The 12206-nt window shown below is 35.3% G+C and carries 10 protein-coding genes and 1 pseudogene; 10 read left to right on the top strand and 1 reads right to left on the bottom strand.

Features of this window, described 5'->3' with window-relative positions; all coding sequences use genetic code 11:
• Positions 1–13 precede the first annotated feature (13 nt).
• Positions 14–1996: a ferrous iron transport protein B gene (gene feoB / locus J0J69_RS03530; RefSeq protein ID WP_237252574.1), complete on the top strand. Its 1983-nt coding sequence runs from the start codon at positions 14–16 to the stop codon at positions 1994–1996.
• Between the two features lie 79 nt (positions 1997–2075).
• Here the strand turns inward: feoB and J0J69_RS03525 are convergent, their stop codons facing one another.
• Positions 2076–2750 (bottom strand): CPBP family intramembrane glutamic endopeptidase, encoded by a 675-nt coding sequence (locus tag J0J69_RS03525; RefSeq protein WP_212724596.1) that lies wholly within the window; start codon positions 2748–2750, stop codon positions 2076–2078.
• A 607-nt stretch (positions 2751–3357) separates the two neighbouring features.
• Between J0J69_RS03525 and rimM the strand changes: the two genes are divergently transcribed.
• The 9 genes and pseudogenes from rimM to topA all read left to right on the top strand — a co-directional run bounded on the left by rimM (position 3358) and on the right by topA (position 12101).
• Positions 3358–3864 carry a ribosome maturation factor RimM gene (gene rimM / locus J0J69_RS03520; protein ID WP_055241484.1) on the top strand — a complete coding sequence of 169 codons (507 nt, stop codon included), beginning with the start codon at positions 3358–3360 and terminating at the stop codon, positions 3862–3864.
• The gene (gene trmD / locus J0J69_RS03515) at positions 3864–4598 is read left to right on the top strand and encodes a tRNA (guanosine(37)-N1)-methyltransferase TrmD (protein WP_055241482.1); all 735 of its coding nucleotides are present in this window, start codon (positions 3864–3866) and stop codon (positions 4596–4598) included. The genes rimM and trmD overlap by 1 nt, the downstream gene beginning before the upstream one ends.
• 248 nt (positions 4599–4846) lie before the next feature.
• Entirely contained in the window at positions 4847–5197 is a 351-nt protein-coding gene (rplS, locus tag J0J69_RS03510) for a 50S ribosomal protein L19 (RefSeq protein ID WP_055241480.1), read from the top strand.
• Positions 5198–5415: 218 nt separating this feature from the next.
• Positions 5416–5970, top strand: a complete 555-nt coding sequence (lepB, locus tag J0J69_RS03505) for a signal peptidase I (RefSeq protein WP_055241478.1) — start codon at positions 5416–5418, stop codon at positions 5968–5970.
• A 77-nt stretch (positions 5971–6047) separates the two neighbouring features.
• Positions 6048–6602, top strand: a pseudogene (gene lepB / locus J0J69_RS03500) (signal peptidase I).
• Positions 6603–6674: 72 nt separating this feature from the next.
• The gene (ylqF, locus tag J0J69_RS03495; protein WP_212725854.1) at positions 6675–7544 is read left to right on the top strand and encodes a ribosome biogenesis GTPase YlqF; all 870 of its coding nucleotides are present in this window, start codon (positions 6675–6677) and stop codon (positions 7542–7544) included.
• Positions 7545–7869: 325 nt separating this feature from the next.
• On the top strand, positions 7870–8640 hold the full coding sequence (rnhB, locus tag J0J69_RS03490) for a ribonuclease HII (protein ID WP_055241474.1): 771 nt from the start codon (positions 7870–7872) through the stop codon (positions 8638–8640).
• An 81-nt stretch (positions 8641–8721) separates the two neighbouring features.
• Positions 8722–9519 carry a DNA-processing protein DprA gene (locus J0J69_RS03485; protein WP_055241473.1) on the top strand — a complete coding sequence of 266 codons (798 nt, stop codon included), beginning with the start codon at positions 8722–8724 and terminating at the stop codon, positions 9517–9519.
• Positions 9520–10037: 518 nt separating this feature from the next.
• Entirely contained in the window at positions 10038–12101 is a 2064-nt protein-coding gene (topA, locus tag J0J69_RS03480; RefSeq protein WP_212725855.1) for a type I DNA topoisomerase, read from the top strand.
• Positions 12102–12206: the final 105 nt, after the last annotated feature.

The following is a 12206-nucleotide window of genomic DNA, read 5'->3' as shown; positions in this document are numbered from 1 at the left end:
TTGCTTGCGTTTAATGTTAATTGGAAATCCTAACGTGGGTAAAACAACGTTATTTAATAGCTTAACAGGAGCGAATGCTCATGTTGGGAACTGGAGTGGGGTCACAGTTGATAAACTGGTAGGGAGTATTAAAAAAACGAATGATGAGCTAATCGACTTACCAGGAACTTATAGTGTGACGCCAAGTAGTGAAGATGAGGGAGTGGTGACTTATGCCCTTTTAAATGAGTCATATGATGGGCTTTTAAATATTGTCGATGCAACGCATTTAAAGCGTAATCTTCATTTAACCATTCAGCTGCTAGAAGCAAATGTTCCTATGTTAGTGGCCATGAACATGATGGATGCTCTTCATAGAAAGGGATTAAATTTAAACCTTGAGAAATTAGAAAAAATGCTCGGGGTTAATGGAGTCCTTATTTCTGCTCGTAAAAATGAAGGAATTGATGAAGTGATTCATCAATTACCGGCATTAACACTCAAAAAACCATTTCGTCTATATTATGGTATCACAATTGAAACAGCTATTTCTCAGATTTTATCGCTTCTTAGTGAGACTCCTCAACATTTAGATGCCCGTTGGATTGCGATTCAGGCATTAGAGGGAAATGAGGGAATTTATCAATCACTATCTCTTGCAAATGAAGTACCAATTCGTGCGATTGTCGAGGAAACTGAACGAAAAATTATAAATGAAAAAGTGGCTTTATCATTAAAAGGTGCTATTTTTAATAAACGACGTGAATTTATTCATCAACTTTATCGTGAGTGTATGGAGACGATTCCTGGTTTTAAAGTTGAAACGAAGCCTAAGTTAACGAAGGTCGATCGTTATTTAACACATCCGATTATCGGAACGTTGATTTTTCTCGTCCTGATGTTCTTAATTTATGTAGTAACGTTTGATTTAGTAGGAAACCCAATCTCCGATGGATTTAGTGCCGTATTAGATGAATGGATTGTACCAAATCTATCAAACTTCTTAGTGTCGTTAGGCGCCAATCCAGATGGTTTCATTTATGGAGCACTCATTGATGGATTAGTTGCAGGGGTAGGAGGTGTGATTGTCTTCTTACCACAAATTTTAATTTTATTCTTCTGTTTATCGCTAATGGAAGCAACTGGATATATGGCGCGAGTTGCGATTGTGATGGATTATATCTTCTCAGGTTTTGGACTAAATGGGAAGGCGATTGTCCCGCTTGTGACTGGATTTGGGTGTAATGTTCCTGCGATTATGGCGACGCGTACGATTCCTGATCGCAATGAACGTATCAAAACGATGATGGTGATTCCATTTATGTCGTGCTCTGCTCGTTTACCGGTTTATGTGTTATTTGTTGGAATGTTCTTTGCGAAGTATCAATCTCTTGTTATTATGGGATTATATTTACTTGGTATTGTGATTGCTTTATTAAGTGCAAAACTGTTATCAGTTTCAATCTTTAAAAAGACAGAAGATAATTTTATTTTAGAGGTTCCACCGTATCGTGTTCCACAAGTCAAAAATTTAATTAGCCAGACGCTTAATCGTGGAAGTGACTTTATTCATACGGCTGGGAAATTTATTGTCTTAGGATCGGTTATTTTATGGTTGTTACAAGAGATGGGGCCAGCAGGGTTACATGTGGCGAGTGATGAAAGTTATTTAGCAATGTTAGGTAGTGTCTTAGCTCCGTTATTTCTTCCTCTTGGCTTTGGAACATGGCAAGCGGCTAGTAGTTTAGTAGTAGGCTTTTTAGCGAAAGAATTAGTGGCCTCATCTATGCTAATTATTTGTGGGGCGGAAGCGGGAATTTTAACGTTATTTACACCACTTCAAGCCTTTAGTTTTTTAGTGTTCTCTTTGCTGTATATTCCTTGTCTATCAACGGTAGGGGTCATGTATCAAGAAACGAAATCAGCCAAGACAACGGGGTTAATGGTCGCGTTTGGATTAATTGTTGCTTACCTCGTTAGTTTAATTGTTTATCAGTTAGGATTGATAATTGTATAATAGGGACTTTTTATAACTCCTTTTGAATAGAAATTTAGGCCATAAAAAAATCACGACATCAAATGTGTCGTGATTTTTTTTAAGTTAAAAATAAGGTGATAAAAACTAATACGGTTGAAATGAAGTTTTGTACAGCGTGTACACCAATTGAATACCAAATATTTTGATGACGATAATAGGTATATCCTAATGCAATCCCCATCGCCATGTATTGAATAATATAGATGAAATCTCCTGCACTAATGACGTGAATCATTCCAAATAAGAAACTACTTAGGAAGATTCCGAGCCATGGATGTTTAAGAAGCCCTCGCATAATAGTAAAGCGGAAAACAACTTCTTCGGCTAGAGGGGCACATAAAATCGTCATACTTGCCATTAAAATAGGATGGAATTCCATAAGATTCGTAATGACTTGTTGATTGATTGATGACTCAGCTGATTGGGTAAAGAAGATGACAATCATACCTGAAACGTATGACGCTACAAATAAAAGACACCAACTAATTGCAACTCCTTTTATGAAGTGTTTAATGGAAGTAATTTTTTTAAATTGTTCAGCTAGCTCACGACCAAAGAATGCGATGGAAACAATGACTAAAACGATATAAGAAATTAAGTTTGCAAACACTTGAATATCTACATCGTTTGTGCAAAATGTGGCTAATAAGTGAAATGAAATCGTTGGTAATAAAAACATCACAAAGATATAAGTAAAGATTAATAAGGTTGACTTTGCTTGACGTAAATTCATTTGACACCTCCCAATAAATCATGATTGTTATGATTAATTATAGCATATCACCCTTTAAAAAGAAATAAGACAGCGGTTGTTTAAAAACAGGGAAAACATCGACATAAAGTTCTTTTTTAGAGAAGTACTGTCTTGGTTCGCATGTATGTTAAATTAGACATATTTCAGCCCCACCTTTTTTGATAGGTGAGAATGTTTTTCAAAGCCGCTGGAAAAGTTTTAAGTTTGTGAATGGATGGAGAAATTTTGAGGGAATGGTAAACAAACCATTTAAATGATTTTAACTGATTTTATTTATTGAGATGATTGGATGTGGGAATCTTAAGAGTGAAATAGTCGTTCTTCTTTTTTGATACTAAGACATCTCATAGTTTCGATGGGTTCCCTTCCATTTCCAATAGAAATATGTCTTCTACTGTCAGGGCGTAGTTAGTTTTTACAATGATAGATCAATGAATGGTTGAAAGACTGAAGGTGGTCTTTCTTTTTTTGTTGAATAAAAAACTTTTTTGTATTACCATAATAAAGATAGTGTTAGTTAGCAATTGGCCCTTCGTTAGCGCTAAGCTAACAAAGCGTGCCACTCGCATAGAGGAGGTTTTAAATCATGGATTTTTTACAAGTTGGAAAAATCGTCAACACTCATGCTTTACAAGGTGAAGTGAAAGTTGTTTCAAATAGTGATTTTAAAGAGGATCGTTTTAAAAAAGGAAGTCAATTAGTGATTGATTTTAATGGAGAATATGTGGATGTGACAGTGGCAACGCATCGCGTTCATAAAGGAGCCGACTTATTAAAATTTAAACATTTAAATTCTATTAATGATGTTGAAAAGTATAAAGGATGTGCATTATTAGTTTCAGCAGATGATTTAGAAGAATTAGATGAAAATGAATTCTATTACTTTGAAATTATCGGATGTCAAGTCGTAACGACGGATGGAGAAACAATCGGAGAGATTAGTGAAATTTTAGAAACAGGTGCAAATGATGTTTGGGTCGTTAAACGTCCTGGACAAAAAGATGCCTTAATTCCTTATATTGAAGATGTAGTTAAAGCGGTCGATATCGAGACGAAACAAGTAACAATTCAAGTGTTAGAAGGGTTATTATAATGAAAATTGATGTTTTAACGTTATTTCCAGAAATGTTTTCAGGTGTTTTTAATGACTCGATTTTAAAACGTGCTCAAGAGCGCGGAGCTGTTGAGTTAAATACAGTTAATTTCCGTGATTTCTCAACGAATAAGCATAAAAAGGTTGATGATTATCCGTATGGTGGGGGAGCGGGAATGTTACTAGCTCCACAACCAATTTTTGACGCGGTTGAATCCGTGTGCCAAAACACCAAGACAAAGCCACGTATTATTTTAATGTGTCCACAAGGTGAGCGATTTACGCAAGCTAAAGCAGAGGAGTTAGCGAAAGAAGAGCATTTAATCTTTATTTGTGGTCATTACGAAGGGTTTGATGAGCGAATTCGTGAGCATTTAGTGACGGATGAATTATCATTAGGTGATTATGTTCTAACAGGCGGAGAGTTAGCTGCCATGGTAATGACTGATGCAGTCGTTCGCTTACTTCCAGATGTATTAGGGAAACAAGAGTCTCATGAAAATGATTCATTTTCAATGGGGTTACTAGAATTTCCACAATACACACGTCCTGTTGATTTTAGAGGCATGATGGTTCCACCTGTGCTAACGTCAGGAAATCATAAAGAGATTGAGAAGTGGCGTCATGAACAGTCGTTATATCGCACGTATACACGTCGACCTGATTTGTTAGACAGTCGTGAATTAACCGATCATGAAAAAATATTAATTGAAAAATTTAAACAACAATCATAAGATAGAGAGCTAATCGCGAAGTCGATTGGCTCTTTTTTAGACAGAGTTTGACAATTAAGGAAAGTATTAAAAGATTTTTAGACAGTTGTAAATAAAAAAAGAAGATTTTTGCGAATAATTATAAAAAATCATTGAATTAACGAGACGATTGTGATATGATTTCAAACGTGCCAAAGAGCACTACCCCAAGTTCCGCTGAATTAGCAAACTAATTGAATGAACTTGCGTAATGAAGGAGCGTGAGATTAATGAGTCAACAATTAATCAATGAATTAACACAATCATACTTAAAAACAGATTTACCAGAATTCCGCGCAGGAGATAACGTACGTGTACACGTTCGTATCAAAGAGGGTAACCGTGAGCGCGTTCAGGTATTCGAAGGTTTAGTATTAAAACGTCAAAATGGTAACGGAATTAGCGGAACTTTCACAGTTCGTAAGATTTCTTTCGGATGTGGAGTTGAGCGTACATTCCCATTACACACACCAATCATCGAAAAAATCGAAGTTACTCGTCGTGGTAAAGTTCGTCGTGCAAAACTTAACTACATCCGTAGCTTATCAGCTAAAGCTGCTCGTATCAAAGAGCGTCGATAATTTTACTTTTTCAAAACAATTACCTCAATTGCAATTAAGATGCCCTAAAAACTTAGTTTTAGGGCATCTTTTTTTTATGAAATACTTCAACTTTATGGTAAAATTAACAGTAAACTGTATGTTCAAACTGGCTTTAGCTAATACTAGAGGGTAATGTTCAATCAGATTATCAGCTAAGTCAGGTTGTTAACTGAAAATATAATGGTGGAGTGAAGGGAATGAAAAAAGTATTTAGTGAGATTTTTGATTGGGTAAAGACATTTGTTATTATTTTTATTGCCGTAACGCTCATTCATAAATATGTGTTTACTCCAGTAAAAGTAGATGGACCATCCATGTATCCAACGTTGCATGACGGAGATTCTGTTATTTTATGGGAGCTTGGGTATGAGCCTGAGCCATTTGATGTGATTGTTTTTGAATATTCACCAGATGTTTATTACGTGAAACGTGTCATTGGTGTTCCAGGTCAAACTGTCTCATATCATCAAGATCAACTTTATATTGATGGGGAACCGATTGAGGAACCTTATCTTGACGAAGGAAAATTACTCGTTTCTTATAGTGGTGAATTTACTTGGGATTTTACTTTGCAAGAAATTTGTCAATTTGATCCATGTGACGTCATTCCAGAAGGCTATTATTTAGTGCTTGGGGATAATCGTCCGCATAGTAAAGATAGTCGTCATATTGGTTTAATTAGTGAAGATCAGATTCTAGGTAAAGCAACATGGATTCAATGGCCACTATCAAGTTTTGGTCGAATTGAATAGTTTGAAGCAGGTAGAAGAAGTGACGTTTTTAATGTCAGTGAGTGAAATGAAATAGGGATTAGATTAAACATGGTGAGATGAAGTCAATCTTAGGTGAAGTCTTTGATTGGATTAAGACATTTATGATAATTTTGATTGCAGTAACTATCGTTCATCGATTTATTTTTACCCCGGTAAAGGTGGATGGTGCATCGATGTATCCAACGTTACATGATGAGGATACCGTTATCTTGTGGTAGCGTGGTTATGAGCCAAATGCATTTGATGTGGTTGTGTTTGAAGTATCCACGGATAAATATTATGTCAAACGAATTATTGGACTACTCGTTCAAACGATAGCTATTGATCAAAATTAACTTTATATGGATGGGGAATCAATTGAGGAACCTTATCTTGATGAAGGGAAATCACTCATTTCATCTAATGGACTGTTTACGTAGGATTTTACATTACAAGAGATTTGTCAATTTAATCCGTGTGAGGTAATTCCTGAGGGGTATTATTTAGTGCTTGGAGATAATCGTCCGCATAGTTTCGATAGTCGTCAAATTGGATTAATCCATCAAGATCAAATTTTAGGTCAGGTCATATGGACACAATGGCCAGTTTTACATTTTGGTAAAATCGAATAATTAGGTAGGAATTAAAGTTTTAAATGGTGATAACCTACTATTAGGTTAAAAAACAACTTAGGGAGTGACAAGATGACAGTACAATGGTTTCCAGGGCATATGGCAAAAGCCCGTCGTCAAATTCAAGAAAAATTACAATTAGTTGATATCGTTTATGAGTTGCTAGATGCACGTATTCCATATTCATCGAGTAATCCAATGATGAATGAAATTATTAAACATAAACCGAAATTAATCATTTTAAATAAAGCGGATATTGCAGATCCTAATGTCACACAACAATGGTTAAATTATTTTAAACAAAAAGGTCAACCCGTCATTACGATTGATGCGCTTCATCAAAATGCCATCAAGCACATTACGGAAGCTTCAAAAGAAATCCTAAAAGAGAAGTTTGAAAAAGAAAAAGCGAAAGGATTACGTCCGCGTCCAATTCGTGCGATGATTTTAGGAATTCCTAACGTTGGGAAATCAACGCTAACTAATAATCTAGCGAAACGTAAAGCGGCACAAACTGGAGATCGTCCAGGGGTTACAAAAGCACAACAATGGATTAAAGTTGAAAAAGAATTAGAATTATTAGATACACCAGGAGTATTATGGCCAAAGTTTGAAGAAAAACGTGTAGGTTATAATTTAGCTGTTACTGGTGCCATTAAAGATACGATTTTACATTTAGATGATATTATTTTGTATGCTTTAGATTATTTAATTGCACATTATCCAGATCGTTTAGTTGAACGTTATAACTTAAGTGGTCAGTTTGAAGATAAAGTTGCTGTATTAGATGAGATTGGACAAAAGCGTGGATTTTTACAATCAGGTGGCTATGTGGATTATGATAAAGTTTACGAGATTTTACTTCGTGAAATTCGTAGTGTGAAATTAGGACGCTTATCATTTGAGTTACCTAGTGATATTCCAACATCAGAAGAAAAATAAAGACATAAAAAGAGTCGTTGGATTCAATCTTGTTTGAATCATCGACTCTTTTTTTAAAATTAAGATGTAGTTAAAGGAAAAAAATACAAAAAATGACTAATATCATGAAAATTAGTCTATAATGTGAGGGTTAGTAAACTATTTGTGAAAAATAGTAAAAATTAACTAGAATCCACCTTAGAATGATGTTAAAATAAGAAAGAACGAGAAAAAAACAGTTTTCTCTACAAAAAAAGACATAAATTTGAACATAGTTGACTAATGTAAAAAACATTGATAGAATAAATAAGTTATCGCTTTTTACTTTAGAAAGGTGAGCTGCTCAATGATGGAAAAGTATACGGTAGATGAAATAAAAAAAATATTACAACAAGATGTAGTTGATGAAGCTTTTGTTGAACGATTAAAATCCGATGAACGTAGTGGTGTTCAAAAGCTTGTTAAACAATATGAAAATAAAATGCAAAAGGAATATGACGAATTCCAAAAATTTATTACCATGTCGATTTATGAAAATGAGCTTCGCTATAGTGGTGTTGAACTGATTGCAGGTATCGATGAGGTAGGACGTGGACCGTTAGCTGGGCCCGTCATTGCAGCAGCTGTCGTTTTACCAGCTGATTGCTGGTTATTTGGAATTGATGATTCGAAAAAGTTATCAGAAGCTAAGCGTTTATATTTTTATGAAGAAATAAAAAAACATGCGATCAGTATTGGCGTTGGAATTTGTACCAGTGAAGAGATTGATCGATTAAATATTTATGAGGCGACTAAAGTAGCAATGGAACGTGCGATTGCAAAAATGGATCCTAAACCGCAGCATTTATTACTAGATGCGATGACGTTACCGAATGTAAATATCCCTCAAACGCCAATTATTAAAGGAGATTCAAAAAGTGTCTCAATTGCTGCAGCAAGTATTATTGCTAAAGTGACACGTGATGCCTATATGAAGCGACTAGGACAAAAATATCCAGCTTATGGATTTGAACGTCATGTTGGTTATGGAACAAAGGAACATTTAAAAGCCATTGAAGAAAATGGAATTATTTCAGAGCATCGTCAATCTTTTGAACCGATTCGCTCAAAATTTTAGAAGAGATTACTTTTTGTAATCTTTTTTTATTTTAACAAAGAAATGAGTGACGATGAGCGTACATTAACTTAGGTGATTAAAATGGAATTACGAGAAAAATTAATTGCATTAAGTGTTTTAAAAAATGGTAATTGGTTTAAAATGTATGATGTTTTAAAAGATGATATTAAGTTGAAGCAAATCACACAAGAGCAAGTGACACAAGCTAAGTTAAAATTAGGAGAAAGCAAAGTATTAACGGTGTTAGATGAGGAGTATCCATCCCTTTTCAAAGAGATGATTCGTCCGCCGTTTGTGTTGTATTATCAAGGTGATTTGATGCTATTAAAGAAGAAAAAAATAGGAGTGATGGGGAATCGTAGGCCCTCCGCTTATGGAATGGAATCATGTAAAGCCATTGTTGGAAATTTGTTATCACAGGATGTCGCTATTGTAGGAAATTTACAACTTGGAATCGATGCTATTGCCCATTTGTTGTCGGTTAGAAGTGGAAAAACCATTGCCCTTTTATCGTCGGGCTTTTTACATGTCTATCCGCAAGAAAACTTTGAGCTTTATAAACGGATTGCTCGAGATCATCTGGTGATGACTGAATATCCACCACATGTTTATCCAAGTGCACCTCAGTTTTATCGAGCTCATCAATTGGTGCAAGAATTAAGTGAGGTGATGGTCGTTATTGAAGCGGTCAAAGAAGATAAGCGCTTAAAACTTGCGCAACAGCTAGTCGAGGAGGGAAAAGTGGTTTATGCTCTACCAGCTCCGTATAACTCTATTCATTCTGAAGGAAGTTTAAACTTAATTAAGAATGGCGCTTATTGTTTGACACATTATCAGGACGTTCTTAATATGTTAGATTGGGTGCATAGTGAAGAGTAAGGTAGCTAGATTAATAAGATGTGTCATTGATGAAATCTGATTTTAGAATCACCTCTAAAGTCAGATTTTTTTATATTCGCAGAAAATACGACAGTATCTATTTTTTTCTGCATTCTGAGATGATTTATTCGACTTAAATCAGGATGAGAGGAAAAAGAATGGAGCATGGAAATGGATGGATCACGGGGTGAAATTGCTAGAATGAGTTGAAAAAAAGCAATAGTAGGTATAAAAAGAGACATTGGTGAAACAGTAATTTTGAATGAATCTATAGATGAAAAAAGTAAAAGACCCTCATGTTTATCTGTAATTTATAATGAAATTGTTGACAAGAGGAAAAGAAACCAGTAATATTTTTTGTGTTTTATTTTGACTATTTGCTACAGATAAGCGTTGAATGAATCAGCAGACTCATTGAATGTTTTTAAAATAAAGTCGAATAATAGATGAAAGATTAACTTAGCTAAGTTTAGAAGCTAAGCCGGTTATTAGTTATTGAGATAGAAAAGGTGATAGGTATGGGGAAAAATTTAGTAATTGTAGAGTCGCCTGCTAAAGCTAAAACGATTGAAAACTACTTAGGATCAGATTATGTGGTTCTATCAAGCGTTGGTCATATTCGAGATTTAGCAACGACAGGTCCAGGAGGTTTAGGTGTGGATGTTGAAGACCACTTTAAACCCAACTATAAAAACGTAACAGGAAAATCAAAGGTCATTAAAGAATTAAAACAAGCAGCTAAAAATTCAGATGCTGTTTACCTCGCAACTGACCCCGACCGCGAGGGAGAGGCGATTAGTTGGCATTTAGCAGATGTTTTAGGACTTGATGTTGATTTAGAGCGTCGAGTAGTATTTAATGAGATTACAAAAGATGCGATTTTAGAAGCATTCAAACATCCACGTGCGATTGATATGGATTTGGTTCGCTCTCAAGAAAGTCGTCGTATTTTAGACCGCATTATTGGATTTAAATTAAGTAAGTTATTACAAAGTAAAATCAAAAGTAAAAGTGCGGGACGAGTTCAATCAGTAGCATTGAAGTTAATTGTTGAACGTGAGAAAGAAATTCAAAAATTCGTTAGTGAAGAATACTGGTCAGTTCATGCTATGTTTGAGCGGGAAAGTGCAAAAATTGAAGCAGAATTAGTAAAGAAAGCTAATAAGAAGATTTCAATTGCGAATGAAGATGAAGTCAAAGCCATCTTAGCTGAATTAAGTGATCCTTATGTAGTCGAAAAGGTTGAAAAGAAAAATAAATCAAAACAACCGAAGTTACCATTTATCACTTCAACTCTTCAACAAGAAGCCGCAAGTAAATTAGGTTATAATGCGAAGAAGACAATGACGATTGCTCAAAAATTATACGAAGGGGTTAATATCGGTTCCGAAACCGTCGGATTAATTACGTATATGCGTACCGACTCGACTCGTTTAGCTGATAACTTCGTCGATGCAACTAAGTCATTTATTAAACAAAATTATGGTGCGAACTATGTTAAAACAGGAAGTACAAATGCGAAGAAAGTTAAAAATGCACAAGAAGCGCATGAGGCTATTCGCCCATCATCAGTCGCGCGTACACCAGAAGAGATGAAACCTTATTTAAAACGTGATGAACTGCGTTTATATAAACTCATTTGGGAACGTGCTGTTGCGAGCTTAATGAAAAGTGCAACAGTTGAAGCGACAACGATTGAAGTTCGCTCAAATGATTACTTATTCCGCGTTAACGGTCAAGTGCTAGTGTTTGATGGATATTTACGTGTCTATAGCTATGAAGAAACAAAAAATGCATCTTTACCACGTTTAAGTGAAGGGGATACGTTAGCGTTAGTTGATGTTGAACCACAACAACATTTTACTCAACCACCTGCTCGTTATAGCGAAGCGAAATTAATTAAGGAAATGGAAGAGTTAGGGATTGGACGTCCATCGACTTATGCACAAACAATGGAGACGTTAAAAAATCGAGGTTACGTGACACTTGAGGATAAAAAGTTTAAGCCAACGGATCAAGGAATTTTAACAAGTGAGAAATTAGCTGAATTCTTCTCTGAGTTTATTAATGTGGAGTATACTGCAGAGATGGAAAATAATTTAGATGAAATTTCAAAGGGACAAAAAGTTTGGTACGATGAATTAAAAGTCTTTTACGATCATTTTATGCCAATGCTTGAAGATGCTCAAAAAAATATGGAGAAAATTGCTCCAGTTGAAATTGGGGAGGAATGTCCAGAATGTGGTAGTCCACTTGTCATTCGTCGTGGGCGTTACGGTGAGTTTGTCGCATGTAGTGGCTATCCGACATGTAAGTATATTAAAAAGGAAACAAAAGAAGAGGCTGCACCCGTTTCGACAGGAGTTAAATGTCCGAAATGTGAAAAAGGTGAAATCGTTGAAAAGAAAACACGCCGTGGAAAAGTCTTCTATGGATGTAATCAATATCCAAGCTGTGATTATGCACTTTGGCATAAACCAGTTGATAAGAAATGTCCAAAATGCGATAGCTTGTTAGTCGTTAAAGGGAAGAAAAATGAAATTCAATGTCCGAATAAGGAATGTGACTATAAAGAAGAATAATCAAAAGCCCACCTTTTAGAAGGTGGGTTTTTAAAGCAAACAGACAGAGGGTAAAAGTTTATGTTATAATAAAGTCATTCAGGATCTTAAGTTAATAGGCAAAAG

Source organism: Turicibacter bilis (assembly GCF_024499055.1).
GTDB lineage: Bacteria > Bacillota_I > Bacilli_A > MOL361 > Turicibacteraceae > Turicibacter > Turicibacter bilis.
This window is presented reverse-complemented; position numbering and strand designations above follow the sequence as displayed.